The organism is Peptoniphilus sp. HCN-40583 (assembly GCF_037892835.1).
GTDB classification, from domain to species: Bacteria; Bacillota; Clostridia; order Tissierellales; family Peptoniphilaceae; genus Aedoeadaptatus; species Aedoeadaptatus rachelemmaiella.
The window spans coordinates 97777-123179 of the sequence record NZ_JBBKBU010000003.1; the positions used below are offsets into that span (position 1 = coordinate 97777).

23 protein-coding genes, 1 other RNA gene, 1 pseudogene, 2 riboswitches and 1 other annotated feature are annotated in these 25403 nt (G+C 50.3%); of the genes and pseudogenes, 7 read left to right on the top strand and 18 right to left on the bottom strand.

Annotated elements, in window-relative coordinates; all coding sequences use genetic code 11:
• Nucleotides 1–100: 100 nt before the first annotated feature.
• The 11 genes and pseudogenes from WKT05_RS02005 to tnpA all read right to left on the bottom strand — a co-directional run bounded on the left by WKT05_RS02005 (nt 101) and on the right by tnpA (nt 11427).
• A complete protein-coding gene (locus WKT05_RS02005) occupies nt 101–607 on the bottom strand; it encodes a tryptophan transporter (RefSeq protein WP_215508295.1) in 507 nt (168 codons plus the stop codon).
• Nucleotides 608–646: 39 nt separating this feature from the next.
• Nucleotides 647–877 (bottom strand) — a binding site (T-box leader).
• 55 nt (nt 878–932) lie between these two features.
• Entirely contained in the window at nt 933–1427 is a 495-nt protein-coding gene (gene thiW, locus WKT05_RS02010; protein WP_340412699.1) for an energy coupling factor transporter S component ThiW, read from the bottom strand.
• The gene (locus WKT05_RS02015) at nt 1420–1662 is read right to left on the bottom strand and encodes a glutaredoxin domain-containing protein (RefSeq protein ID WP_340412700.1); all 243 of its coding nucleotides are present in this window, start codon (nt 1660–1662) and stop codon (nt 1420–1422) included. The genes thiW and WKT05_RS02015 overlap by 8 nt, the downstream gene beginning before the upstream one ends.
• A 78-nt stretch (nt 1663–1740) precedes the next feature.
• Entirely contained in the window at nt 1741–4962 is a 3222-nt protein-coding gene (gene carB, locus WKT05_RS02020; RefSeq protein ID WP_340412701.1) for a carbamoyl-phosphate synthase large subunit, read from the bottom strand.
• 9 nt (nt 4963–4971) lie between these two features.
• The gene (locus tag WKT05_RS02025) at nt 4972–6012 is read right to left on the bottom strand and encodes a carbamoyl phosphate synthase small subunit (protein ID WP_340412702.1); all 1041 of its coding nucleotides are present in this window, start codon (nt 6010–6012) and stop codon (nt 4972–4974) included.
• A 10-nt stretch (nt 6013–6022) separates the two neighbouring features.
• On the bottom strand, nt 6023–6919 hold the full coding sequence (locus WKT05_RS02030) for a dihydroorotate dehydrogenase (RefSeq protein ID WP_340412703.1): 897 nt from the start codon (nt 6917–6919) through the stop codon (nt 6023–6025).
• A complete protein-coding gene (locus tag WKT05_RS02035) occupies nt 6912–7589 on the bottom strand; it encodes an iron-sulfur cluster-binding protein (protein ID WP_340412704.1) in 678 nt (225 codons plus the stop codon). Before WKT05_RS02035 ends, WKT05_RS02030 begins: the two co-directional genes overlap by 8 nt.
• A complete protein-coding gene (gene pyrB / locus WKT05_RS02040; RefSeq protein ID WP_340412705.1) occupies nt 7573–8493 on the bottom strand; it encodes an aspartate carbamoyltransferase in 921 nt (306 codons plus the stop codon). Before pyrB ends, WKT05_RS02035 begins: the two co-directional genes overlap by 17 nt.
• Before the next feature lie 220 nt (nt 8494–8713).
• Nucleotides 8714–9361, bottom strand: coding sequence for a hypothetical protein (locus tag WKT05_RS02045; RefSeq protein ID WP_340412706.1), 648 nt, complete (start codon nt 9359–9361; stop codon nt 8714–8716).
• A gap of 354 nt (nt 9362–9715) precedes the next feature.
• Complete coding sequence (locus WKT05_RS02050; RefSeq protein ID WP_340412707.1) at nt 9716–10618, bottom strand: S-layer homology domain-containing protein; 903 nt, start codon at nt 10616–10618, stop codon at nt 9716–9718.
• A gap of 350 nt (nt 10619–10968) precedes the next feature.
• Nucleotides 10969–11427: pseudogene (tnpA, locus tag WKT05_RS02055) on the bottom strand (IS200/IS605 family transposase).
• 250 nt (nt 11428–11677) lie between these two features.
• On the opposite strand from tnpA, the gene WKT05_RS02060 reads away from it, so the two are divergent.
• Genes WKT05_RS02060 through WKT05_RS02085 form a run of 6 tightly spaced genes read left to right on the top strand, consistent with a single transcriptional unit; the run spans nt 11678 to nt 18446 of the window.
• Complete coding sequence (locus WKT05_RS02060; RefSeq protein WP_340412708.1) at nt 11678–12262, top strand: TetR/AcrR family transcriptional regulator; 585 nt, start codon at nt 11678–11680, stop codon at nt 12260–12262.
• Nucleotides 12263–12322: 60 nt separating this feature from the next.
• Entirely contained in the window at nt 12323–14080 is a 1758-nt protein-coding gene (locus WKT05_RS02065) for an ABC transporter ATP-binding protein (RefSeq protein ID WP_340412709.1), read from the top strand.
• Nucleotides 14064–15782, top strand: a complete 1719-nt coding sequence (locus WKT05_RS02070) for an ABC transporter ATP-binding protein (protein WP_340412710.1) — start codon at nt 14064–14066, stop codon at nt 15780–15782. Before WKT05_RS02065 ends, WKT05_RS02070 begins: the two co-directional genes overlap by 17 nt.
• A gap of 8 nt (nt 15783–15790) precedes the next feature.
• Nucleotides 15791–16372 (top strand): MptD family putative ECF transporter S component, encoded by a 582-nt coding sequence (locus WKT05_RS02075; protein ID WP_340412711.1) that lies wholly within the window; start codon nt 15791–15793, stop codon nt 16370–16372.
• Complete coding sequence (locus tag WKT05_RS02080) at nt 16372–17061, top strand: energy-coupling factor transporter transmembrane component T (RefSeq protein ID WP_340412712.1); 690 nt, start codon at nt 16372–16374, stop codon at nt 17059–17061. The genes WKT05_RS02075 and WKT05_RS02080 overlap by 1 nt, the downstream gene beginning before the upstream one ends.
• Nucleotides 17049–18446 (top strand): ABC transporter ATP-binding protein, encoded by a 1398-nt coding sequence (locus WKT05_RS02085; protein WP_340412713.1) that lies wholly within the window; start codon nt 17049–17051, stop codon nt 18444–18446. The genes WKT05_RS02080 and WKT05_RS02085 overlap by 13 nt, the downstream gene beginning before the upstream one ends.
• Before the next feature lie 157 nt (nt 18447–18603).
• Here WKT05_RS02085 and ssrS read toward each other — a convergent pair.
• A non-coding RNA gene (ssrS, locus tag WKT05_RS02090) (6S RNA) lies at nt 18604–18783 on the bottom strand.
• Between the two features lie 39 nt (nt 18784–18822).
• Nucleotides 18823–19692: an RluA family pseudouridine synthase gene (locus WKT05_RS02095; protein ID WP_340412714.1), complete on the bottom strand. Its 870-nt coding sequence runs from the start codon at nt 19690–19692 to the stop codon at nt 18823–18825.
• Nucleotides 19693–19750: 58 nt separating this feature from the next.
• On the opposite strand from WKT05_RS02095, the gene WKT05_RS02100 reads away from it, so the two are divergent.
• Nucleotides 19751–20551 (top strand): NAD(+)/NADH kinase, encoded by an 801-nt coding sequence (locus WKT05_RS02100; RefSeq protein ID WP_251374929.1) that lies wholly within the window; start codon nt 19751–19753, stop codon nt 20549–20551.
• Between the two features lie 79 nt (nt 20552–20630).
• Here the strand turns inward: WKT05_RS02100 and WKT05_RS02105 are convergent, their stop codons facing one another.
• The 5 genes from WKT05_RS02105 to WKT05_RS02125 all read right to left on the bottom strand — a co-directional run bounded on the left by WKT05_RS02105 (nt 20631) and on the right by WKT05_RS02125 (nt 25266).
• Nucleotides 20631–21410, bottom strand: coding sequence for a J domain-containing protein (locus WKT05_RS02105; protein ID WP_340412715.1), 780 nt, complete (start codon nt 21408–21410; stop codon nt 20631–20633).
• Entirely contained in the window at nt 21403–21768 is a 366-nt protein-coding gene (locus WKT05_RS02110) for a metallopeptidase family protein (RefSeq protein ID WP_215508314.1), read from the bottom strand. Before WKT05_RS02110 ends, WKT05_RS02105 begins: the two co-directional genes overlap by 8 nt.
• A gap of 133 nt (nt 21769–21901) precedes the next feature.
• A complete protein-coding gene (locus WKT05_RS02115; RefSeq protein ID WP_340412716.1) occupies nt 21902–23515 on the bottom strand; it encodes a Na+/H+ antiporter NhaC family protein in 1614 nt (537 codons plus the stop codon).
• 84 nt (nt 23516–23599) lie between these two features.
• A riboswitch (Lysine riboswitch) is annotated at nt 23600–23771 on the bottom strand.
• Between the two features lie 65 nt (nt 23772–23836).
• Nucleotides 23837–24631: a zinc transporter ZupT gene (gene zupT / locus WKT05_RS02120; RefSeq protein ID WP_340412717.1), complete on the bottom strand. Its 795-nt coding sequence runs from the start codon at nt 24629–24631 to the stop codon at nt 23837–23839.
• A 122-nt stretch (nt 24632–24753) separates the two neighbouring features.
• Complete coding sequence (locus WKT05_RS02125; protein ID WP_340412718.1) at nt 24754–25266, bottom strand: folate family ECF transporter S component; 513 nt, start codon at nt 25264–25266, stop codon at nt 24754–24756.
• Between the two features lie 28 nt (nt 25267–25294).
• Nucleotides 25295–25390, bottom strand: a riboswitch (THF riboswitch).
• Between the last annotated feature and the right edge of the window lie 13 nt (nt 25391–25403).

Sequence of the window (25403 nt, forward strand, 5' to 3'; positions counted from 1 at the left end):
CTGTTGCGTTAACTTATGTATTATACCACAGGCCAAAGGCCCCGCTCAATTTCAATGACATAGAAAAAGAGCGAGGGTGAGATCGCCTCGCTCTCAGTGCCTAGGCGCGATTGCGTTTGTAATTCACGGCGATGACTCTTTCGAAGATCACGCCTAAAACCGCTGTCATCACTGCCGTCGGTAGAACCACGGCGACAAACATGGCCGTAAAGGCTGCATCGCCGGGCAGACCCACGAAGATCAGGGCCGTTCCCAAAAATACGGCGCCGCTGATGACGGTGGCGATAAAATAAATAATAGCTTTTGTAATATTGCCGTCACCGGGGAAGGCGCGCACCATAAAAAGGACAGCGAATGCGGCGATGATTTTATCAAACATGCTGGGCAATTGACCGCCGGGGAATTGGGTGGTTAATGCCGCCATAACGCCGGTGGCTACGCCCATGGCCAAGGTAGGCAGGGGCTTCGGATTCAGAATAATATAAGCGATTAAGCAAAAAAGCATAAAGTCCGGCTTCATGCCGTTAAAAAATCCGGGGACGACGGCGTGTAAAATCGTGCCCAATGCGATAAAAATTGCGCCCTGTACCAGTGTTTTCGTGTTCATAATAACTCCTTTTCTCGGCACAAAAAAACCATTTGCTCGTATAGGAGCAAATGGTGAATTCGCGGTGCCATCCTAGTTGCGCCCAAAAGGACGCATCTTATTTTAGATACTAACATATCCTATCTCGGTAACGGGAGAACCGGCTCGGCTACTTTTCTTCACCTCGCACTCACAGACCCATTCACAACAGGGAACTTCATCGGTTCACACCAACCACCGACTCTCTGAGAAGGGCACCTGAAGCTACTTGCTTCTGCTCGACGTTTTCATATTTGTTAGGATTACTAACAGTATAGCAGAAAAAAATGAAATTGCAATTGCTTTTTTACTTTTTCCACAGTTCCAGATCGGAGAGTTTGCCCGCCCGCTTCAGAGACAAGAGCACCAAGATGCCGATGGATGCGCCCACCACGGTGGAGGGCACGAAAAAGGGAATGTAGTAAAAGGGACTGCCCAAATCCAATCCGTAGAGGTATTTCATAAAGGGATAGGACAGGATGGCGCTTAAAATCCCCGTGCCAAACACTTCGCCTAACCACGTGGCGGGAAGGGATGCGGTTTTTTTGTAGGCGAGGCCCGAGAGCAGGGCGCCCACCACGGCGCCGATGACGGAGGTAATGGGCCTGCCCGTGCCCATGCGAATGAGCCCGGTTAACAGGGCACAGAGGAAATTGTACCAAGGCCCTAAGATCACGGCGCCGATGACATTGATGGCGTGTTGAAAGGGCGCCATATTGGGGAAGACCACCAAGGTGGACAAGGTGACGGAGAGGGCGCATAGAATGGCTGTAGCCGTTAAGAGGCGGGTCTTTTTATTCATATGCTTCCACCTCGAAGGTAATGGCGCCGTCTTCCGAAATAAAGGCGGGCACGCCGATGTTTCCCGCTTTTTTCACCTCGTCGAAGGCGGGGGATGTGTCTCTCAGCCGCAGAAAGGCCTTTAAGTCGGCGATGTTTTTCGTCACGTCCACGTAGTCGTAGGGAATGTTCTTTTCGTCTAAAATTTTCTTTGCCGCTAAACAATCGGGGCAAAGGTCCGTTCCGTAAATTTTCATTGCTCCTCCTACAAAAAACCGGCATTTCTGCCGGCTTTCTTTTATTTTGTTCTTAACCCTTGTGAATCCTTTAAGGCATTACTTTGCGTTGTAGTCGCCGATTTCGTAAAGATTCAGGGCGTCTTTTAAGGGATTGTTCTTTAAGGTTTGGGCAAAGACCTTGGCCTTGTCCAAGTTGGTAAAAAGTTCCACGTCGCATTCGATGGCGTTTCGGCGGATCAGGAAGCCGTCGCGCTTGGAATCATTGCCCTTGGTTGGGGTGTTGAACACCAGATCGATTTCGCCACCTTGAATCAAGTCGATCATGGTGGGGGCTTCTTCGCCGATGCGGCGCACTTCTTCGGCCTCGATGCCGTGTTGATTTAAGAAGGCCTTGGTGCCCTTGGTGGCGTAGAAGGTAACGCCGTCTTCCGCCAGGGATTTGGCGATGGGCAGAAATTCCTCTTTGTCGCGGTCGCGAATGGTGCACAGGGCGCGGCGACTCTTCGCGGCAATGTCCGTGCCGGCGGCCAAAAAGCCCTTGGCCATGGCTTCTTCTTCCGTGCGGCCCACGCCTAAGACTTCGCCGGTGGAGCGCATTTCAGGCCCTAAAGAGGCTTCGACCCGGTGGAGTTTTTCCGTACTGAAGACGGGGATCTTCACGCAGGTCGTGGGGGATACGGGGCCGATGCCCGTGGTGTAGCCCATGGATTTTAAGCTGTCGCCCAACATGACTTTCGTCGCGATTTCCGTAATGTTCATGCCCGTAACCTTCGAGAGATAGGGTACGGTGCGGGAGCTTCTCGGGTTCACTTCAATCATGTAGAGGGTGTCGTCTTTAATGATGAACTGAATATTGATCATGCCGATAACGCCCAGCTCCAGTGCCACTTTTTTCGTGGCATCTAAGATGGCTTCGTCCATTTTTTTCGAAATGTGGCGGCTGGGATAGATGCTGATGGAGTCGCCGCTGTGGACGCCGGCCCGTTCCAAGTGTTCCATGATCCCGGGCAGGAACACGTCGGTGCCGTCGCAAATGGCATCCACTTCACATTCCATGCCTTGAATGTATTGGTCGATTAACACGGTGCGCTTGGGATCCATGGCGAAGGATTCTTCCAGATAGTAGCGCAGATCTTCATCGGCGGTGCAAATTTCCATGCCTTGGCCGCCCAAGACATAAGAGGGGCGTACGAGGACGGGATAGCCCAGGCTTTCCGCTTTTTCCATGCCTTCTTCCACGCCGTGGACGCCGACGCCTTTCGGGCGAACGAGGTTCAACTCTTCCAACATGGCGTCGAATTTTTCACGGTCTTCCGCCCGGTCGATGGCCGTGGGATCCGTGCCTAAAATGGGGATGCCTTCTTCTTTAAAGACACCGGCGAGCTTAATGGCCGTTTGGCCGCCGAATTGGAGAATGACCCCTTCGGGTTTTTCTTTTTCGATGATGTTTAATGTATCTTCCGCCGTAAGGGGCTCGAAGTAGAGTTTGTCGGAAATGTCGAAGTCCGTGGAGACGGTTTCGGGATTGTTGTTAATGATGATGGTTTCGTAGCCTTCTTTGCGCAAGGTTTTCACGCAGTGGACGGAGGCGTAGTCGAATTCCACCCCTTGACCGATACGAATGGGGCCGCTGCCGATAACGATGATGCGGCGCTTGTCTTCGTGAACCGGGGATTCGTCTTCGCCCTCGTAATTGGAGTAGAGGTAATTGGCCTTGGCATCGGCGAGGCCCCCTTGGGTGTCCACTTTTCTGTACTTGGCTTCGATGCCGAAGAGCTTTCTCAGCTCGCGAATGAATTTTTCGCTGACGTTTAAGCGATTGGCGATGATTTCGTCGCTGAAGCCCAGCCGTTTCATTTCGCGGAGCTTGTCTTCCGTCAAGTCTTCCTTCTTCATGGCTTCCAGTTCCGCTTCCACGCCGACGATGCGCTTAATGATCCGCAGGAAGTAAGCGTCCATGCCCGTTTCTCTGGAGAGGCGGTTAATGTCGTAGCCCGTGTTTAAAAGGGCCGCCAAATAGAAGAGGCGTTCGTCGTTGGGCCGCTTCACATTTTCCTTTAATGTGGCGATGTCCATGGTTTTGAAGCGGGGGTGAAGGAGGCTGAAGGCGCCGATTTCCAAGGAGCGCAAGCCTTTTAACAGAGCCACTTCAAAGGTAGGGCCGATGGCCATGACTTCGCCGGTGGCCATCATTTTCGTGCCGAGGTTCCTGTCGGCGTTAAAGAATTTGTCGAAGGGCCATTTGGGAATCTTCACGACCACGTAGTCGATGGACGGTTCGAAGGCCATGGAGCGGGTGCCGGTGATTTTGTTTTCGATTTCGTCGAGACCCAAGCCCAAGGCGATTTTTGCCGCCACGCGGGCGATGGGATAGCCCGTGGCTTTCGATGCCAGGGCCGAAGAGCGGCTCACACGGGGATTGATTTCGATGACGGCGTATTGCAAACTGTTGGGTTCCACGGCGAACTGCACATTGCAGCCCCCTTCGATGCCTACGCCTTCGATGATGCGGAAGGCCGCTTCACGAAGCATGCCGTGTTCGATATCCGTCAAAGTTTGGGTCGGTGCCACCACCATGGAGTCGCCGGTGTGGACGCCGACGGGATCGATGTTTTCCATATTGCAGACGCAGATGCAGCTGCCCTTGGAATCGCGAATCACTTCGTATTCGATTTCTTTCCAGCCGGTGATGCACTTTTCGATGAGTACCTGACCGACGCGAGAAAGGTGAATCCCGGCGTGGGCGATGGTCCTGAGTTCCGCTTCCGTGTCGCAAATGCCGCCGCCGGTGCCGCCTAAGGTAAAGGCCGGGCGCACCACCACGGGGTAACCGATGATTTTTGCATAGGCTACGGCATCTTCCACGGTTTCCACGGTTTTCGATTCGATAATGGGCTCGCCGATTTCTTCCATGAGTTGACGGAATTCTTCCCGGTCTTCACCCTTCTTGATGGAGGGAATGGAGGTGCCGATAATGTCCACGCCGTATTTTTCCAAGACGCCGGAATCGTAGAGCTCGATGGAAAGGTTCAGGCCCGTTTGCCCGCCCATGCCGGCGATCAAAGCGTCGGGGCGTTCTTTTTCGATGATTTTTTCGATGACTTCCGTGGTCAAGGGCTCGATGTAGACCTTGTCCGCCACTTCCCTGTCGGTCATAATGGTGGCCGGATTGGAGTTGACGAGGACCACTTCCACCCCTTCTTCCCGAAGGGATTCACAGGCTTGGGTGCCGGAGTAGTCGAATTCCGCCGCCTGACCGATGACGATGGGGCCGCTGCCGATGACGAGTACTTTTTTAATATCTTTGTTGCGGGACATGATTTCCTCCTAGGCTAATTCACTGATAAGGGCTAATTGTGTACTTAACAAATCCCGTGCGCCGGGCAGACCGAAGGGATCGAAGAGCACGCCGACGGCTTTGTTTTCTTTGTCCGTAAATCCTTCCACGGATCCGTCGGCGACGTTTCTGTAGTCGATGGCCACGGATTCCGGCAAGTGCTCGATGCCGTACTCTCTGTTTTGACTCGTCATATACACCCGCTCCCCTTCACCTTTCACGGCGATGGAGGCGCCGGCGTGGGGCGAGGCAAGTTTCACCAAATCGCCGCCTAAAGCCAGGCCCAGGAACTGAGCCCCGAGGCCCATGCCGTAAATGGGCAGCTTGCCGATCATTTGCCCGATGTCGTGAACCAGATCCAGGTAGTGGGCGGCGACGCCGGGGCCGGAGCTTAGGAACAAGAGATCCGGCTTCTCTGCCAAAATGGCTTCGTAATTGGTCATGGCGGGATAGACGATGAGGCGGTAGCCTGCGTCGTTTAATGCTTCTAAAATGCCGTCTTTGACGCCGAAGTCCCAAAGGGCGATGGTGGGGCCTTCCCCTTCGATTTCCGTGACCTCGATGGTGCTCACTTCTTCGATGGTGTTGGGGTTTTGTTCGGCGAAGTATTCGTCCATTTCAGAGGGCGTCATGAGGCGGTCGGTAATGACGCCCCGTTGCATCCCCGTTTCCTTTAAGTGGCGTATGAGCCCGCGGGTGTCCACATCTTCGATGCCCACCACGTCGTAGTAATTTAAGTATTCTTTCAGATCCATTTCGCTGCGGAAATTCGTGGCATTTTCCATGGCACGGCGGCAGATAAAGGCCGCGATCGTCGGGCCGTCGGATTGATTGTCCTCGAAATTCATGCCGTAGCCGCCCACCAAGGGATAGGTGAAAAGCAGGATGCGATCTAAATTGGCCGGATCCGTCATCACTTCTTCGTGGCCGATCATGGTGCTGTGTACCGTAAAGCGACCGCCTACTCTGCGCTTTTTGCCGCTAAACTCTTTGCCCGTAAAGACGGTGCCGTCTTCTAATTGAATATACATAGTCGCTCCTTTAAATGATCTTGCGAATCTCGTCGAAGGATCCGATGTTTTCTTCTTTCATATATGTTTCTAAATCGGCGATGAGGCGCGGCACGATGTGGGGATCCACTAAATTCATGGTGCCGATTTCCACCGCTTGCGCCCCCACCATAATCATGGCGATGACATCGTCCGCCGACTGAATCCCCCCCATGCCGACGACGGGAATCTTTACCGCTCGGGCCACGTCCCGCACCATTCTCAGTGCGATGGGGAATATCCCCGGGCCCGACAGGCCGGCGTAGACATTGTCGAAAACGGCGCGGCGATTATTTACATCCACGGCCATGGCCTGGAAGGTATTCACCAAGCTTATGCCGTCGGCCCCCGCCGCTTCACAGGCTTTCGCAAGCTCCGCCGGATTGTCGCCATTGGGAGAAAGCTTCACCACGATTTTGTGGCGGCTCACTTCCTTTACCTTGGCCGTAATGGCCGCCGCGTCCTGACAGTGCAGGCCGAAGGCCATGCCGCCGGAGGCCACATTGGGGCAGGAGATGTTGAGCTCGATCATGTCGATCTCCGCTTCGTTTAACATTTCCGCGGCAATTAAGTAATCTTCCACGCTGTGGCCGCCGAGATTGGCGAGAATCACCGTGTCGATTTTCCGCATCTCGGGCAAAATCACCTCGATGAAATGTTTCACCCCGGGGTTTTCCAGGCCGATGGAGTTCATAATCCCCGAAGGCGTTTCATAGACCCGCTGTCCCGTGTTGCCCGGGCGGGGATTTAATGTGAGCCCCTTCGATGAAATACCGCCGATGATGGCGGGATCGTAAAAGGGGGCGTATTCCTCGCCGAAGCCGTAGGTGCCCGAGGCGCCGATAAGGGGATTTTTCATGGTGCATCCCAAAAGTTCCGTCTTAAGCATAGATCGCCCTCCCTTCGAAGACCGGGCCGTCTTTGCAGACCCGTACCCGCTCGTTCCCCTTTTCGCAGGTGCAGGCCAAGCAGACGCCGAAGCCGCAGCCCATGTGCTTTTCCATGGACACGTAGATTTTATTTTTCGCCCGCTTCACCGCTTCTCGCATCATGGGATCCGGGCCGCAGGTGTAAATCACTTCATCTGCAATGGTAAGTTCGTCGAAAATATTGGCGCCGATGTGAAATTTCACCCGATCGCCGTAGGGGGCGTAAATGGCCTGAAGGGCTTCGTTTTCTTCCCGAAGGCCGATGGCCACGGAAAGCTTCCCTTCCGCGTCCCCTTCCAGCAAGTGGAGGGAGGGGGCGATGCCCGTGCCGCCGCCGATAAAAAGGGTCTTTTCTTTTATTTCTGGAAAGCCCCGGCCGAAGGGCCCTTCCACCGCAATCTCCTCGCCGACGAGGAGCTGCGCCAAATCCTCGGTGCCGCCGCCGACTTTTTTTATGAGAAAGGACAGGGCGCCGTCTTTTATTGAAAAGATGGAAATAGGCCGGCCCAACAGCTTCGCCCGATTCCGAGGCTTCACCATGAAAAACTGCCCCGGCGACGCGCTGCCCTCGTAGGCCAAGGTGAGGACGAAGAGCCCCTCGCCTAACGGCCGATTACCGATGACCTTCATTTTTCGCCTCCAGCAAAGTCAGGATCAGGGCCATGCGCATGTACATGCCGTTTTGTGCCTGCTCGAAGTAAAGGGCCCGAGGGTCGCTGTCGATTTCCGCGTCGATTTCGTCTACCCGCGGCAGAGGATGGAGCACGATTAAATCATCGGATGCCGCATTCAGCACATCGGCGTTCAGCAAATAGGAGCCTTCGTAGCGCTTGGCCTCCTCTTCGCTGATGAAGCGCTCTTTTTGCACCCGGGTCATGTAAAGCACGTCCAAATCGCCGATGACGCCCTTGAGGTCGTCCACCTCCGCGTAGGGGCAGCGGGCCGTGTCCAAGTACTCTTCCGGCATATTCAGCCCTTCCGGAGATATGAAGACGAATTCGTTGTCGTAGTGGTTTAAAAACTGAAACAGGGAGTGAACGGCGCGGCCGTAGCGTAAGTCGCCGCAAAAACCGATCTTTAAGCCGGACCAAGCCTTTTTGTGCTTGCGAATGGTAAAAATGTCCGCCAAGGTCTGCGTCGGATGGGCGTGGTCCCCGTCGCCGGCATTAATGAGGGGCATGTTTTTCAGCACGTCCACGGCCTTGTGTTGGGTGTAAGCGTGGGGATGGCGCATGGCGCAAATGTCTGCGTACTGATCCACAATGTGCAAGGTGTCCCGCACCGTTTCCCCCTTGGCCATGCTGGAGACTTTCACGTCGCCTAAGTGAAGCACTTGGCCCCCTAAGCGGTACATGGCCGCGTCAAAAGACATGCGGGTACGGGTGGAAGGTTCAAAAAAAAGACTGGCCAGGATCTTTCCGTCACACGCGTGGGCGTATTTTGCGGGATCCGATGCAATTGCTTGCGCCAGTCTAAATAAATCGTCGTACTCTCTTTCTGTCATATCGTCCGGTTCTATGAAGTGTTTCAGCATATGGCCTCCTATAAAAAAAGCTTTTACAAAGGTAAAAGGCACAAAGAGAGACCCGTCCCTCGGGACAGGTGTATTCTGTTTTGCGACCTTTTTAGTGTCTCGCACTAAATTAAAGTATCTTCGCTACAAATAGTCTACGCTCCCCGAGGCCGTTCGTCAAGAAAAAATAACGGAAGAAATAAAAAAGCCCGAAGGCATTTGATGTCCTTCGAGCATTGTTTCAAACTTCCTCTTTACCTCCCGGCCACGGCGTCGCAACGTGATCGGCTTTCAGTTCTTTTCTCGACTTTTCTAAATCGTAAGGCACGTTCTTCTTTCCCGGAAGCTGCCAACTGTAATCCATTTTGTCGGTGGTGTTGCCATAAGCCCCGTCGATTAACCAAGAGGCTCCCGAGTCGCCGGCCATGGCCGCCAAAACCTTGGGCACGCCTTCTTCGATGACGAGATGAACCTTGTAGGGGTAGTTCACGGAGGCGTGTTCCTTGCCGTCGTAGAAGGAAAAATCCACGGACATGGTAACGTCGTAGGTGCCGTCGCCGTTATCGATGAATTTTTCGTCCTCGAAGATCGCCTTTTCAAGGACGTATTTTCGCCCCACCACCTCACAACGATAGGAATTCATGGCTCGTTTGTCTTTTATGAACTGTTGAAGCTTCTTCGAGCCTTTGCTCAGATTGGTCGTGCTCAATTCCTTATCCTCAGCGAAATCACAAAAGTCGTTTAAAACAAAATTCCGCGCCGTCTTTAAGCAGGGCTCTTTCCACTGGCTTTTCTCGCTTTTCGCAAAGGACATGTAGGGCACGATGCAAAAAGCCGCCGCAAGGGCCACGAGGGCCAATCCGCCGCCGATTAAAAGTAACTTCTTCATCTTCATCCTCCTTCTGTGCTTTTTCTTTCTATGTACGGTGCCGACCGCTTTCATCTCCGGCACATTTTTAGATACCTATACTTATTCTTACTATACGCCTTCACCCGTCACGGGGAGTTACAAAAAGATGAGCGGAAAACAATGTTTTGTCAAAGATAAGAAGTCAAAATCATTTTAAGGCTTGAATTTACAATCTAAGTGCAACAAAAATATCCATTGAGGAGGCTACTCCCAATGGATATTTTAGAACCAATCTTTCATATCTCAAGTTCATTTTTGGGTCAAAAGGCATAAGTTGCTATATCTTTTGTATCATTTGACTTCCGTTTGTTAAGCCCCTTGTGCAGGATCCGGTCACTTAACGATGGTGGAAAAATGAGAGTCATTCGATAGGTACCGGGTCCGGTTAAGGGTCACGCTGTCGACAGATAAGGTAAAGTCTGTCTCCAAGCCGGATGAGGAATATAATTTCATTCGGCAAGTCCAGCCGTCGCAGTCTGAAAATTCTGCCTTATGAAACCGGAAGCTGTTAAGGAGCTTTACCAGCTTGGCGACTTGATCCCTTTCCCTGATGACCTTAACATCTCCGGTAATTCCATCTTGGATTTCAATATAATCTACCTGGGTCGGGTCCAATAAAAAGAGCTTGTCTAGCCTAATATCTGAAAAAAGCTCTCGCCCATTGTAGAGAATTTGGACCAGCTGGCAGACAAGCAAGGGCTCATTTCCTCCAAAGTGTCCGTCAGCATGACCCTTCATCAGTCCATTAGCCTTTACAAAGAGGACAGCTTCCCGGTCGACCTGGGGAATGTCGGAAAAACCCGAAAGGCCGGTGCTACTCAAAGGGGCTTGGCTTTTGGCACAGGATTTCTTTAGGAAAGTGGCAAGCGCCCTAGCTCCATCAAGTCGGGTGACTACATCATCCCCTCCTAAATCTCGGTCCATTATGGCAAGGTCCTTGGCCCAAGCCACCGGACTTGAAGATAAGTCAGTTTGGTAGTTGGCATCAGAATAATTCTTGTCGAGCTTGGACAAGGTCCCGGCCAGGTCAGACCAGGTCACCTGTTTTTGCAAGTTGTTTAGGTCCTCAACCCCCTCCTCTCCCAAGCAGCCCTTATGAGACCAGTAATTCACTGCAGGGGTATACCATGGCTCTTTCATAGGGTCACGGCCTCCCCTATAAGCCCATACAGGATCTGATAGAATAAGACATAGTGCGGCAACAAATAGGGCTAAGCTAATCATTTTGCTTTTCATGTCTTCTCTCCTTATCTGATTTGAATTGCTCGTAACTCAGCTTGGTGAGGTTCATTCAATGATGTGATACCCAAATATCGACCATAATTTGCCCATCCATCAGCAATCTTTACAAAACTTAGATAATCGCCAGTCGTTTTGCTTTGGAGCCGTGTGTAGGCATAGCCTGCAACGCCATGGTTTCCATACCCAGGATGGGCTCTTAGTGTCAAATAAAAAGGCCGATGATTTTTTAATTCCATCTTTATGTTATTAACTGTATAATCAGCTATTGTGTTTGTCAAGTAAGGCTGATAGAGCCAAATGAAGGTTCTAAGTTGACCATTGGAGAGTCTAGTGAAAACTTAGAGTTACCCCTTAAAGGGGTTCGTCGTGTCAAAGGTTAGTTGCTCACTTATTAGATCCTCTTTCAACTAGTTTTGTATATACACTTGAATCTTTTTAGCGTTTTTTCCCGCTGTATCAACGTAATAGCCACGGCACCAAAACTGCCTTCCCCTATATTTAAATTTCATGTCTCCCCATCGTTCATAGATCATGATGCTGCTCTTCCCTTTTAGAAAGCCCATGAATGAAGATACAGATAGTTTGGGTGGGATCTCTAGTAACATATGAACGTGATCCGAACATACTTCCGCCTCGATTATGTTCACGCCTTTCCAACTACATAACTCCCGTAGAATCGCTCCAATTTCTAAGCGCTTCGATCCATAAAATACTTTTCGCCTGTATTTCGGAGCAAACACTACGTGATACTTACAATTCCATTTTGTGTGTGATAAACTATGGGTGTGATTTAGTGATGTCATTATTCCCTCCTGATTGTGATTGGTTGGCAGACCTTTCTTATCATACCATTCTGGGAATATCAGGTGATTATCGCAAAGCTAAACGGAACCCCCGGTCTAACCACGGGTTTTCTAATGCAAAAAAGCGGCTCTTCGGAGCTGCTTTTTTTGTGGGCGAAAAAGCGCGGAAAAAGATTGACGAAAAATGAAAACCGTTGTACATTATTATTACCGACGGATCCGTCGGTAACAGGAACAGGGAGGAGAAGTTATGGTTAAAAAGCGTTTACGTCCGGAGGCGCGAAAGAAAGAAATTTTAGCTGCGGCGGCAAAACTCATAACGGAAAAAGGCTACAGCCACGTCACCATGGAAGATGTTGTAGAGGCGACGGGGCTTTCCAAGGGCGGCCTGTACCATTACTACAAAAGCGTCGACGACATTCTCTACGATTTAATGGTAGAAGGCATTCGCTACCGGAACGACATCATCAAGGATGCCATGGCAACCTATGACGGCCCGATCGATCCGAAATTTGTGGCGGAGAGCATCGTGGACAAAATGCTCGATGACAACCCCCATATGCCGGTGTATGTGCAGTTTTTACTCGCCAAACGTCGCAATGAAAAATTGGAAAAGCTGTTTTTAAAATTAAAGGAGCAAACCCTGGAAGAATTAAACGCATTTTTATTTTCCAAAGTGCGCGTGCAGATGAATGAGGACATGCTGGATTTGCTCACGGATTTCATCAACACGATGATCCTCGGCAGCGAACTTTTAGATGCACGAGAAAATTTTAAAAAGCATCGCCAACTTCTTCTCGCTGCCACCCAAAACATACTTAAATCGACAGTCTAAGTCGGTTTAAGTTTTTTTACAAGATGTCGTGATAATTATTATCACGAGAAAGGAGGTCTTATGGCCATTTACAAAAAAATATTCGCATATGTACCCGAGGCGAAGGGTTACGGTTACTTATCTCTTCTCTTATCCGTTGCAAGCGCCGCAGGTCTCGTGGCGGGCTATTATTTCGTCTACTGCGTTATGGTGGCGTTGATTCAAGAAGGCAACGTCGCCCACGCCATGGCGCTCTCTATTCGCACCATGATAACCTTGACGGTAGGCAGCTTGCTTTATTTTGCATCGGGCCTCGCATCCCATAAATTAGGATTTCACGTGGAAACCAATCTTCGCAAAAAAGGCATCGACGGCGTGACAAAAGCCAGTTTCCGCTTTTTCGATCTAAATCCCAGCGGCGTCGTTCGCAAAACCATCGACGACAACGCCGGGTTAACGCACCGATCGGTGGCACACATGATTCCCGATTTAGGACAAGCCTTCGTCGTACCCATTCTAAGTTTGATCTTAGGTTTTTACGTGAGCATTCGTTTGGGTATCGTCCTCGTCGTCCTTATCGTCATCGGCGGTTTGCTCTTTAAATCCATGATGGGCGGGGAAACGAAATTTATGCAAATTTACCAAGACGCCTTAAAGCGTATGAGTGCCGAAACAGTGGAATACATTCGGGGCATTCAAGTTGTCAAAATTTTCGGCGCCGACGTTCAATCCTTTAAAGCACTTCACGACGCCATTCACGATTACGCAAAATACGCCTATGCTTATTCCAAATCCTGCAAATTGCCTTACACGGCGATTCAATGGCTCTTAATCGGCGTCACCGCCATCGTTATGGTTCCCCTGTCATTATACTTACACCGGGTAGGCGATATGCGTTCTTTCTACGTGGAACTGATCATGCTCCTCTTTATTTCGGGGGTCACCTTTTCATCCCTCATGCGGATCATGTATTCAAGTATGTATATTTTTAACGCCAACTACGCCCTCTCCAATTTAGAAAAAATGTACGACGACATGCTGAAAGATAAAATCGCCTTCGGAACGAAGGAAACATTTGACGGGGAGGACATCGCCTTTTCCCACGTGGATTTCGGTTACGGGGACAAGCCCGTCTTTAAGGATTTCAACCTGAACCTGGACGGGGGAAAAACCTACGCCCTCATCGGCGCGTCGGGATCGGGGAAATCCACCCTCGCCAAATTGCTTTCCGGATTTTATAAAATCGACGGCGGCGACATTTTAATCGGCGGAACACCTTTATCCGAGTATTCGGAAAAAGCCGTGGCGGAAAACATCGCCTTTATTTTCCAAGATCCGAAACTCTTTAACGGCTCCATATTCGACAACATCGCCGTCGCCAAAAAAGGCGCCACGGAAGACGAGGTGTTGAAGGCGCTGAAAGATGCCGCCTCCATGGACATTATCGAAAATCTGCCCGACGGCATGCACACTTTAATCGGCGCCAAGGGCGTGTACCTTTCCGGCGGAGAAAAACAACGAATCGCCATTGCCCGCGCCATGTTGAAAGATGCGAAAATCGTCGTGATGGACGAAGCAAGCGCCGCCATCGACGCCGACAACGAGTACAAATTACAGGCATCTTTTAAAAAGCTCATGGAGGGCAAAACCGTTATTATGATCGCCCACCGCTTGACGAGCGTGCGGAATGTAGATGAAATCCTCGTCATGGAAAAGGGGAAAGTTGTGGAGCGAGGAAGCCACGACGTGCTGATGGCAAAAGACAGCTACTACAAGCGAGAACTTTTGCGCTATAACATGGCCAATGATTGGAGGATCAACGATGAAAGAGCACTTTAAAAAGAAGTTCCATGTAACCGAAGAAGGTGCACAGGGATTGGTGCGTGCCGTGTGGGCGAGCTTTATCGTCAACGTCATCGCCATGTTTCCCGTCATGATTCTTATGCTGCTGGGTCAGCAGATTTTAGAAGGCACATTCCATTCGCAAACACTTTATTTCGCAATATCTCTCGGCATTTGCGTGATCTTATTTATTGCCCTTCTCGTCGAATACGAGCGCATGTATAACGCCACCTACAAAGAATCGGCGAACTTGCGAGAAAATTTGGGGAAGACTTTGGCAAAATTACCCCTGGCCTTTTTCTCAAAACGCAATTTAAGCGACTTGGCACAATCCATTATGTCCGATGTAGATGCCATCGAACACGCCATGAGCCACGCTATTCCGAAAATTTACGGGCTCTACCTCTTTATTCCCATTCTCGGCGTCATGCTATTGGTAGGGAATGTTAAGCTGGGCCTTGCGGTCATTCTTCCCATGACGCTGCGCCTCTTAATCCTCGTCGCGTTTAAAGGAGAGGGCATTAAGAGTAATCAAAAATTCTTCGATCAGCTGCGGGCCAATGCGGAAGATTTTCAAGAGGCCATCGAGCTGCATCAGGAAATCCGGAGCTACCATTTAACGGATGACGTTCAAAAGGATCTTTACACCAAAATGGACGAAAGCGAAAAGATCCAGATGAAGACCGAATGCGTCGTCATCAGTGTTCTGGCTCTGTCAAATTTATTTTCCTTTATCAGTCTCGGGATCGTCCTTTACGTCGGCGTCGGGCTTCTAGCCAAAGGAGAAGTGAGCTTACTTTATGTCGTAGGCTACGTCCTCGCCGCCATGAAGCTTAAAGATTTAATTGATCTTTCCAGCGAAACGGCTCTGGAAATTCGCTACATTACGCCTCGCGTCGGAAATATAGCCTCTATTCAAGATGCGCCCCTCCAAAAGGGAAAAGACGTGGATCTTCGTCGCGTAAGCATTGATGTAGAAGATGTTCACTTCGGCTACGGCGAAAAGAACGTGCTGGACGGCGTGAACTTCACCGCTCGCCAAGGGGACGTTACCGCCCTCGTAGGGCCCAGCGGCTGCGGTAAGAGTACCCTCTTAAAACTCATGAGCCGCCTTTACGATTACGATTCCGGCGCCATTCGCGTCGACGACTACGATATTCAAAATGTTTCCACCGACTCCCTCTTTAAAAAGACATCCATCGTCTTCCAAGACGTGATGCTCTTTAATACGAGCGTCATGGAAAATATTCGCATCGGACGTTTGGATGCCACCGACGAGGAAGTAAAAGAAGCGGCGCGTATGGCCAATTGTATGGATTTCATCGACGAAATGCCCGAAGGATTCCATACGGCCATCGGGGAAAACGGACAGGAACTTTCCGGCGGTCAACGGCAACGGCTTTCCATCGCCCGCGCGTTCTTAAAAAATGCGCCCATATTAATTCTCGACGAAATCGCATCCAGCTTGGATGTGGAAAATGAACGGATCATTCAACAATCGCTGAACCATTTGATTCAAAATAAGACGGTGGTCATCATTTCCCACCGCTTAAAGAGCGTGGAAAAAGCGGATAAAATCGTCGTCTTAAACAAGGGAAAAGTCGAAGGGGAAGGCAGGCACGACGAACTGCTGAAGACCTCGCCGACCTACCGAAACCTTATGGAAAAATCTGAAATGGCGGAAGCCTTTGTCTATTAGGAGGAAGTATGAAGAATGAAAAATTAAAGGTCAAAGATCTCGTCACCATCGGGATCTTTGCCGTTATCTATTTTATTGTAATGTTCGGCGTCGGAATGATGGGCATGATCCCTATTTTATTTTTAATCTATCCGACCATTCTCGGCATCGTTAGCGGCGTCATCGTCATGTTGTTTATGGCGAAAGAGCAAAAACCCTGGGCGCTTTTTATCTTCGGAATGTTGACGCCCCTCGGAATGTTTGTCATGGGACATACTTACGTGTTGCCTGTACACGCATTAGTGGTAATGTTGATCGCCGAATGTATTCGCCGAGGCGGAAATTATCGTTCCTTTAAATATAACGCCATCGCCTTTGGTATTTTTAACATGTGGATTTGCGGATCCCTTATGCAAATGCTCTTAGTAAAGGAAAAATACATGGAAATGTGTGCCATGATGGGATCGGATTATGTTCAAGCGCTTGAAAAACTTATCACCTACCCCCATATGGCCATCGTCTACGTAGGAGCCTTTATGGGCGGCATCGTCGGTGCGTGGATCGGCCGCGCCATGCTTAAAAAACACTTCATTAAGGCGGGCATTGCATAATGAATGGAGCGCCAAGTGTTTCATTTAATCCAAACCCCATTACGAAATTCATTGTTACCATGCTCGTAAGCTTTACCGTATTACACCCCATTGGGTTCTTTGCTTGGGGTGTGATGGTGTGGATCAGTTTGTTCTTTTGGTTAAGAGGATTTAAAAAAGAAGCATTGCGAAGTTTTTTGGTTTTCGCTCTTCTTTATTTCCTGCCGAATTTTGAAGGCGCTATGGCCCTTCCCGGATTTTTAAAAATGTTTGTCGCCCTTTTAGTCGTGGTTAAAATGTTTTACTTGCCTTTTATGGCGGGGAAATACTTGATTCAAACATCTGACGTAGGCGATATTATCACCTCTATGGATACCGTCCATGTGCCACGAGCCATTGCCATCCCCGTCGCCGTTATGTTTCGTTTTTTTCCTTCCTTTAAGGAAGAACATCATCACATTCAACAGGCGATGAAAATACGAGGGATTACGTGGAAAAATCCTTTGCGCTACGGGGAATATGTAAGCGTTCCGTTGCTCATTTTATCGTCGACTATTGCCGATGATATTGCTATGGCGGCGGAAACACGGGGAATCGGCATCGAGGGAGAGAAAACGCGCTTTCGGGAAGTGAAACGCGGCGTCGTCGACTTCGTGTATTTTCTCGGTGTATTCGGTTTTGTATTGGGAGGCTGGTTATGCTTGAGATAAAACATCTGTCCTTAAAATATGGCGAGGCCGAAAAAAGCTTACACGACATTACCTTTTCTGTGGCGGACGGCGAATGCGTCTTGCTCGCGGGAAAGAGCGGATCCGGCAAATCTTCCATTTTACGCGCCATCAACGGCATCGCCCCTTCTTACGACGGGGCATCGCTCGAAGGGGAGATACTGATCGACGGTCGTGCAGTTGAAAAAATGAGCATGGCCGATCTGTCCCAAATGATAGCCAGCGTGTTTCAAAACCCAAAGACCCATTTTTTCAATTTGGATACGACCTTGGAACTCGTTTTTTATTTGGAGAACATAGGCCTTTGTCGCGAAAAAATGAAGGAGCGATTGGAGAAAATGCTCGCTCTTTTCCATATCGAACATTTAATGGATCGTGATATTTTCAAATTATCCGGCGGCGAAAAACAAGTCTTGAGTATCGCCGCAGCCTATATAAGCGGTGCACCCATCATCCTCCTCGACGAACCGTCGTCAAATTTAGATGAAAAGGCGACCCGAACCTTACACGATATGCTTTATGTGCTAAAACGGGAAGGCATCACATTAGTGATTGCCGAACATCGGCTTTATTACCTTATGGATCTCGTAGATAGAATTTATCTTATGGAGAAGGGAAGGCTGAAAACAACGTTTAATAAAAGTGCGTTTTTGGATCTTTCCGAAAAAGCGTTGTACGCCCAAGGGTTACGTTCGACGCAACATGTGGCGTTAAATGAAAAGTCGGGAAAGTGTAACGGCTCGGATCTCAAAATCCACTGTTTACAGCATTTTTTTGAGGGATCGGCCAAGGGATTTTCCGTAGAAGGTATTGGCCTTGCAAAAGGAAAGGTTTACGGCATCGTCGGAACCAATGGTTGTGGAAAATCCACGTTCCTCAGAAACCTTCTCGGCATCGAAAAGAGCGCGAAAGACGATATCGAGCTTAAAGGATCGACACTACCGCGACGTAAACGATTGGCACATTCCGCATTGGTTATGCAGGATGTAAACCATCAGCTTTTCAGCGACACCGTGGCGGGGGAAGTCGTACTCGGACAAAAGACGTTCGACGAGGAAAGGCGCGAACGAATATTGGATCGCTTAAACCTTTTGGATAAAAAAAAGCGCCATCCCATGAGTTTGTCCGGCGGCGAAAAGCAACGGGTCGCCATTGCTTCGGTTTTATTGAGCGATCGGGAAATTATCGGTTTTGACGAGCCGACAAGCGGAATGGATTTCGAAAACATGGTAAGTATTTCAAAGCTTATGCGGTCCATGGCGAGAAACGGGGCGATTTTAATCGTCGTGTCCCACGATACGGAATTTTTAAATCGTACGGCAGATGAGATCATCGACATGGGTTCTTTCGGAATTCAAAAAAATTAAACTAAAAAAGCAGGTTAACCTTAGTAGAGTGACCCCATAAAGTTGGACCAAGAAATCCAACCTTTGGGAGTCAGTGCACTTCGGATCTGCTTTTTTTGTTGCATTTCAATTAATTATTCAAGGCAATAAAAAAAGACCCGGACCTCGCCGGATCTTTGGATCCCCCGCAGGGCCGGGCTTCGTTTAATTCAGACCCGCCCTTAAATTAAAGGTGGGTAATTTGCTAACTACGTCTAACTTCCACTCAGTGGAGGCTTGTTATAGGTAACTAGACACAATTTCCCGTGTCTGATTTGTCGGTTGAATTAATAGAAGGTATCGAACCGCGCAGGGGTTATTTATCTTGTCTTTATTATACTACGACGGCTCTTCTTAATCAAGAATCGACACCTCGGAGGCGATCGTCGCCGAAAAATTTAAGCCACGCCTCGGGCATGGGGGATTCAAATGCCATGGGCGCCTTTGTGCGGGGATGAATGAGCGAAATTTTATGAACGTGGAGATGCACGCCGCCCCGTCCGCCGCCGTAAAGTTCGTCGCCGAGGATGGGATGGCCTATGTGGGCCATGTGGCAGCGGATTTGATGGGTGCGCCCGGTGTCCAGCTGAATCTCAAGCAAACTCACCTCCCCCGCATGAAGGGGCCTGAAGTGAGTAATGGCCGCCTGCCCGTCGTCTCGTACAACGCGCACCAGGGACGCGTCCCCGATGCCTATGGGTGCATCCACCGTCCCCGCCGCCGCCACTTCCCCATTCACCAGGGCCAGGTAGCTTTTGTTTTTCGTGCGGTCCTTCTCTAGGACGCCGTAGGCATAGGGATTTTTCGTCACCACCAAAAGCCCGGTGGTCTCCTTGTCCAGTCGCCCGAGCATGCGCACCTTCCGCTTCAAGCCTTTCGATTGAAAATAGCCGCAAAGCTCGTTGGCCAGTGTGTGATCGGGATACATTTTGCAGGGCATGGCGGGAATTACGCCCTTGTCGATGACGAGGATGTCCTCGTCTTCGTAGCAGATTTTTTGCTTCATGGGGGCTGGGGCGAGGTTCGTCTCCTCGTCGGCAAAGGCCACGACCACGGTCTCTTTCGCTGCCAAGGGCGTGGATTTTACGATCTTCCGCCCATTCACCGTCACCAGGCCCGCGAGAAAGGCGCGGCGACTATGGGTGTGGGAAAAACCCACGCTTTTCAGGAAGGTGTCCGCCCGGGCATATTTTCTTTCTGTCGTAAATTTTATGTCTGTGCTTTTCATTTTTCCTCTTTTGCATTACCATATAAGTAACGGAAGTTTTCGTAAAGGAGGTGAACTTGTGGCAAGTTCCATCATCAATATTATTTCCAACTCGAATTTCGAAAGTCGCAAGACGACGAAGCGACTGATCCAAATATTAAAGCAGCACCATTATACGCCTACGACGACGCTGTCGCCGAAAGCGGAGCTGACCATTACCATCGGCGGCGACGGCGCCTTTATTAAGGCGGTGAACCGCATGAATTTTTCTTCCACGCCCATTGTGGGCATTAACACGGGCCACCTGGGCTTTTACCAGGAAATCAACCCCGATCGTTTGGATGCTTTTATCGAGGATTACAAGAATAAAAATTACCACATCGAGGCCCTTCCCCTATTAGGTGCGGAAGTTTATACCAATCAAAAAAAGTATTTCGTACAGGCCATTAACGAAATCGTGTTAAAGGCGCAAAATTCGAAGGTCATTCACATGAATGTCTTTATCGATCGAAACCATTTGGAAAAATTTTCCGGCGACGGGATGCTCGTCTCCACGCCCTCGGGCTCCAGCGGCTACAATCTGTCCTTAGGCGGCGGCATGATCCATCCCAAGGTAGAAGCCATGGCCATGACGCCCATGGCGCCTATTTCCTCGCAAAGCTACCGCTCCCTCACCACATCCATTGTGATCCCCGGCGAGCACGTGATTTCTCTCGTCCCCGAGCGGCGCTACGCCAACAGCAATCTGGTTTTGGTCGACGGCAGAGAACACAGCTACAGCCAGTTGAAGCGGATCAATATTCGCTTCTCCGATCAACGCATTCATAAATTAGTCATGGAAAATAATTATTGGGAAAATATTAAAAGTAAATTCCTGTAAAATCAGCCCCTCGGGGCTTTTTTTATTGCCCGCCCAAGGAGGCAAAGAAAAAAGAGCCCGCCGGCTCCTTTTTCTGCTTCTACTGCTTCCCGTAGGCGGCTTTGTAGCGGGCGATGTTTTCGTCGCTTAAAAAGTCGTTGGCCGCATTGATTTCCTGGAAGAGCTGCGTCGTGTCTTCCTCGGGATTTAAATCCGGGTGATACTTTTTGGCGAGCTTTTTATAGGCCAGGCGAATTTCGTATTTGTCGGCGGTCACATCGACGCCCAGGCGATGAATGGCGGCTTCGTATTTTTCCTTAAAGCCCCCATCGTAGCTACCTTGGTAGCCGCTCTGATTGTAGCTGCCGTAGTCGCCTGCGCCCTGTCCGTAGTAATTGGCCTGATTGAAAAAGGCTTCGAATCGTTGGCGGAACAGCTCTTCTTCCATGCGGGCGCGAGCCGCTTCCTGACGGCGCCGCTCTTCTTCGATTTTACGTTGATAGCGCCTGCCGTAATCCCCCATGGTGTCGTAGGTAATGTCTTTTCCCAACAGGTAGTAGTCCGCCCGCTCGTAAAAATACTCCGTCACCATGTACTGTACATATTTGAGCCGGCTCACGGCAAAGGAGCCGATGACGGGGAAGATTAAAATCAAAAGCAGAATCCCGCCCCAGTTCCCGCCGCCTCGTGAGGAGAAGCTCAGGGGAATCAAAAAGATAAAGAAGAATAAGCAGCCGCCGAAAAAGAGCAGGGACAAGAGCAGGCTGCGAAAGGAGCGGAAAAGCTCGGTGAGCAGGCTGAAGACCGCAATGAAAAATTCCAGCACATAGTCGATGGCGGTGCCCACGTATTTAAAAAAGTTTCCGTAAAGTTTATTCATGTTCCCTCCTGTGCCGCTCCATAAAAGCCGCATCCTCAAGGACCAAGTCGTTTTCGCCGGCCAAGGTTTCTAAGTGATGGGTCAGTTCGTGGTACAAGGTTTCTTTCAACCGCTCCGTAATCTCTTCGTGGGATTCGTAGCCGTAAAGGGCCATAAAGGAGCCGTAGTACAAGACGATGCTCTTGCCCATGGGTTCGGACTTGTAGTGGCCCATTACACAAAGGTCCGAAAAGGTCTCATCGCGCATTTCTTCTCTCGAAAAAATCACGCCGCCGTTGAGGCCGCGAAAATAATGTTGGGGCAATTCGTCTACCAAATCATCTAAAATCGTGGCCATTTCTTCAAATCGATCTTCCATACCCACCTCCTAAACTTTCATTATAGAAGAAAGACCGTCAATTATAAAGGTGCTCATAAAATCTTCGATTTGTCTTCACTATTGACAGCGCCATGTTGCCAATAAAAAAGCGAGGCCGAAGCCTCGCAAATTTTTACAGTTGGTTTCTCAGTTCCGGATGCTTGTTTTGACGTCCCACAAAAGACAGCAGACCGATGACCATAACAACCCCGGCGATTAAGGGGATGTAGGGATCTTGGATGAAGCCTGCGATAATGTAGCAGACGGAGCTGATGGCGGCCACGGTCAAGGCATAGGGCAATTGGGTGGAGACGTGAACCACGTGATTGCATTGGGACCCGGCCGAAGACATAATGGTGGTATCGCTAATGGGCGAGCAGTGATCGCCGCAGACGGCGCCGGCCAAGCAGGCGGACAAACCGATGAAGAACAAGGGGTCTTCGACGTTAAACATGCTGGTGACGATGGGGATTAAGATCCCGAAGGTGCCCCAGCTGGTGCCGGTGGCGAAGGCCAAGAGGGCCGCGACGATAAAGATAACCACCGGGAGGAACAATTGCAGGCTGCCTGCCACATTGCTCATCATGCCAGCGACAAATGCGGCGCTGCCTAAAAGATCGTTGGAAATGCTCTTCAGTGCCGTCGCCATGGTTAAGATCATAATGGCGGCGACCATGGAGTTAAACCCTTCCGTTAAACAGTTCATGGAGGTGTTGAAGCTCAACACGCGGCGAATCATTAAATAGGAAATGGTGAATAACAAGGTAATGGTGGCGCCCCAGGGCAGTGCCACGGTGGCGTCGGTGTTACCGAATGCGCCGACGAAGTCGCCGGTGAAGTCCGATGCGGGATCGAAGTAGCCGCCGACGTAAATCAATGCGACGACGGAGGTAATGATGAGGAAAATAATGGGGATGACCAAGTCGAAAAGACTGGCGTGTTCCGCCGTTTCAACCACTTGCATTTCGTGTTCCAGTGCGGAAATGTCGTCTCCCTGAAGGGCCGCTTCTTCGTAGCGAAGCATGGGACCGTAATCGTCGCGACGCCAAATCAAGACGATGACGAAGACCAGGGTTAAAAGGGAGTAGAAATTGTAGGGAATGGCCCGAACGAACATGGTAATGCCGCTCATGCCCGTGCCTTCCGCATAGCCGGATACGGCCGCCGCCCAAGAGGAAATGGGGGCGATCATACAAATCGGTGCCGCCGTGGCGTCGATGATGTAGGAAAGCTTGGCGTGGGAGATCTTGAAGCGGTCGGTGACCGGTCGCATGACGCTGCCTACGGTAAGGCAGTTAAAGTAGTCGTCGATGAAGATTAAAATGCCCAGGAAGAAGGCCGCCGTTTGCGCGCCCCGTCTGGAGGTAATGTGTTGTGCCGCCCATTCGCCGAAGGCCTTGGTGCCGCCGCTGCGATTGATGAGGGCGACGAGCATCCCCAAGAGGACGAGGAAGAGGAAAATCCCTGCCGTACCGGATACGGCGCCGATTAACCCTTCGTTAATGACGTGGTCCATGGTGGTGGTAAAGGAACCGCCGCTGGCCAAGATCGCGCCGACGAAAATCCCGGTGAAGAGGGAGGGGAAAACTTCTTTGGTAATAAGGGCTAAGGTAATGGCCACAATAGGCGGCAAGAGGGACCAGGCCGTGGCCTCGGTACTCGCCCCTGATGCGGCGACGGCAAAGCTCGCCCCGATGGCGATAATGCCTAAAATTAAGGCGATAATAAGATTGCGTTGGTTTGTCATGTAAATCTTCCTTTCTGCGTTTTCAATCGAAAAAAAGAGCCATGATACTATCATGACTCTTGGTTATACGAAAAGAAACGCAAAAGGCACGATAGCTCTCCGTTCCGTAGAACGACAGTACGCAGGATATTCTCCTACGTCCCGGTGAAAGATACTTGTGGACACAAGCACCCAACCCTCGGCACGTCACCCTTTCACGATTATCCATTGACCGGAGATAATCGCTACTGATGTGAAATGCGCCTCTATCATGTGGATTCGATTGTTGACTATGAGTATAACAAAGATAAAAGAAATGTCAAGGAAATAATCAAATTCTTTTTATAAAATAACCAGACTGGCCCCCATAACCATCATGCCGAAGATCAGACCCAACAAAGACAAGTGGGTTTCGCCGTAAGCGCGGGAGGCGGGCAAAAGCTCGTCGAAGGAAATTAAAACCATGATGCCGGAGATGGCGCCGAAGACCACGCCGAAGAGGGAGGGCGTAAGGAAGGGGCGCAGCAAAAGGTAGGCCAACATGGCGCCGACAGGCTCGGAGACGCCGCTTAAAAAGGTGAGCCACAAGGCCCGCTTCTTATCCCCCGTGGCAAAGTAAATAGGCGCCGCCACGCCGATGCCTTCAGGGATGTTGTGCATGGCAATGGCCACGGCGATGGACAGGCCCATGGCGGGATCCATAAGTCCGGTCATGAAGGTAACCATTCCCTCGGGAAAGTTATGGACACCGATGGCGATGGCGCTTTTCAGTCCCACTACTTCCAGGGCCAGCTCTTTGCTCTTCTCTTCCAGCTCGTGTTCGGTTTTAATGTCGTGGGGCGCGTCGGCTTCCGGCACCAAATGGGAAATAAGGCCGAAGACGGCCATGGCGCCGAAAAAGGATGCCAACATCATCCACTGCGACTGCTTGTCGGCCATGGTCTTCAGAAAATTTTCCTGTGCCATGGGCATCATTTCCATAAAAGAAATATAAATCATGACGCCGGCGGAAAAGCCCAAGGCGGAGGAGAGAAATTTTTTATTGTCCGACTTCGACAAAAAGACGATCACCGCCCCGAGCATGGTGGCGAGGCCCGCCAAGGCGGAACTTAAAAATGCGATTGCGACATTGGACATACTGCTTTTACTCCTGTTTCTTTTCGCCGGCAGTACCGGAAGAATGACTAACGTCCATTATTTTACCATATTTGCAATAAAAAAACGCCCGGCCACGGTTTTTACCGTAGCGAGGCGCTTGTTTATCGAAACAGCCGCGCGGCTTCGTCGGTGAGGCGCTTCAAAATCAGGGCCTGTACGACGATTTTAATGACGAGCATCAAGCCTTGGAAAGGAAGTTTGGCTGTAAATAAGGGGCCGTAGGGACTGCCCGTAAGCATGTGCACCCACACGGTACCTAAGCAAACATTCACCACCAAGGTGGCTACCACATTGGCCAGGATGATGCGCTTTAGCGTCAGCTCTTTCTTGTAGAAGAAATAGCCGTAGATCACGGCGCCTAAAAAGGCATTAAAGGTGAATCCCGGAAAGTAAGGTCCCGTGGGTTTGGTGAAAAACCCAATGATGTCGGCCACAGCCGCCGCAATCCCCGAGGGGATGGGCCCTGCCACCGCCGATGCCAAGGTGACGGGAATAAATGAGAAGCTGATTCTCTGCACACTGCCGAGATCGATTCCCAAGGTTCGGGTAAAGACGATTTGCATCGCCACCATCAAGGCCAAAAAGGCAAGTTTCTTCGTATTCAATTGTTTCATTTTTCCTCCTTAAGCTGCTTAAGAGGACAGCAGCGGATGCGACAAAAGATAGCGAGCCTCTTCACTCTTCGTTTGAGAGCAACTTCCCATCTCTCAACACTTAACGCCTTTTGTCTACTCTACTTACGAAACAATTA

Excerpts from the sequence above, each read along its gene's own strand:
- WKT05_RS02005 (WP_215508295.1), bottom strand. The coding sequence starts at position 607 with ATGAACACGAAAACACTGGTACAGGGCGCAATTTTTATCGCATTGGGC.
- thiW (WP_340412699.1), bottom strand. The coding sequence starts at position 1,427 with ATGAATAAAAAGACCCGCCTCTTAACGGCTACAGCCATTCTATGCGCC.
- WKT05_RS02015 (WP_340412700.1), bottom strand. The coding sequence starts at position 1,662 with ATGAAAATTTACGGAACGGACCTTTGCCCCGATTGTTTAGCGGCAAAG.
- carB (WP_340412701.1), bottom strand. The coding sequence starts at position 4,962 with ATGTCCCGCAACAAAGATATTAAAAAAGTACTCGTCATCGGCAGCGGC.
- WKT05_RS02025 (WP_340412702.1), bottom strand. The coding sequence starts at position 6,012 with ATGTATATTCAATTAGAAGACGGCACCGTCTTTACGGGCAAAGAGTTT.
- WKT05_RS02030 (WP_340412703.1), bottom strand. The coding sequence starts at position 6,919 with ATGCTTAAGACGGAACTTTTGGGATGCACCATGAAAAATCCCCTTATC.
- WKT05_RS02035 (WP_340412704.1), bottom strand. The coding sequence starts at position 7,589 with ATGAAGGTCATCGGTAATCGGCCGTTAGGCGAGGGGCTCTTCGTCCTC.
- pyrB (WP_340412705.1), bottom strand. The coding sequence starts at position 8,493 with ATGCTGAAACACTTCATAGAACCGGACGATATGACAGAAAGAGAGTAC.
- WKT05_RS02045 (WP_340412706.1), bottom strand. The coding sequence starts at position 9,361 with ATGAAGAAGTTACTTTTAATCGGCGGCGGATTGGCCCTCGTGGCCCTT.
- WKT05_RS02050 (WP_340412707.1), bottom strand. The coding sequence starts at position 10,618 with ATGAAAAGCAAAATGATTAGCTTAGCCCTATTTGTTGCCGCACTATGT.
- WKT05_RS02060 (WP_340412708.1), top strand. The coding sequence starts at position 11,678 with ATGGTTAAAAAGCGTTTACGTCCGGAGGCGCGAAAGAAAGAAATTTTA.
- WKT05_RS02065 (WP_340412709.1), top strand. The coding sequence starts at position 12,323 with ATGGCCATTTACAAAAAAATATTCGCATATGTACCCGAGGCGAAGGGT.
- WKT05_RS02070 (WP_340412710.1), top strand. The coding sequence starts at position 14,064 with ATGAAAGAGCACTTTAAAAAGAAGTTCCATGTAACCGAAGAAGGTGCA.
- WKT05_RS02075 (WP_340412711.1), top strand. The coding sequence starts at position 15,791 with ATGAAGAATGAAAAATTAAAGGTCAAAGATCTCGTCACCATCGGGATC.
- WKT05_RS02080 (WP_340412712.1), top strand. The coding sequence starts at position 16,372 with ATGAATGGAGCGCCAAGTGTTTCATTTAATCCAAACCCCATTACGAAA.
- WKT05_RS02085 (WP_340412713.1), top strand. The coding sequence starts at position 17,049 with ATGCTTGAGATAAAACATCTGTCCTTAAAATATGGCGAGGCCGAAAAA.
- WKT05_RS02095 (WP_340412714.1), bottom strand. The coding sequence starts at position 19,692 with ATGAAAAGCACAGACATAAAATTTACGACAGAAAGAAAATATGCCCGG.
- WKT05_RS02105 (WP_340412715.1), bottom strand. The coding sequence starts at position 21,410 with ATGAATAAACTTTACGGAAACTTTTTTAAATACGTGGGCACCGCCATC.
- WKT05_RS02110 (WP_215508314.1), bottom strand. The coding sequence starts at position 21,768 with ATGGAAGATCGATTTGAAGAAATGGCCACGATTTTAGATGATTTGGTA.
- WKT05_RS02115 (WP_340412716.1), bottom strand. The coding sequence starts at position 23,515 with ATGACAAACCAACGCAATCTTATTATCGCCTTAATTTTAGGCATTATC.
- zupT (WP_340412717.1), bottom strand. The coding sequence starts at position 24,631 with ATGTCCAATGTCGCAATCGCATTTTTAAGTTCCGCCTTGGCGGGCCTC.
- WKT05_RS02125 (WP_340412718.1), bottom strand. The coding sequence starts at position 25,266 with ATGAAACAATTGAATACGAAGAAACTTGCCTTTTTGGCCTTGATGGTG.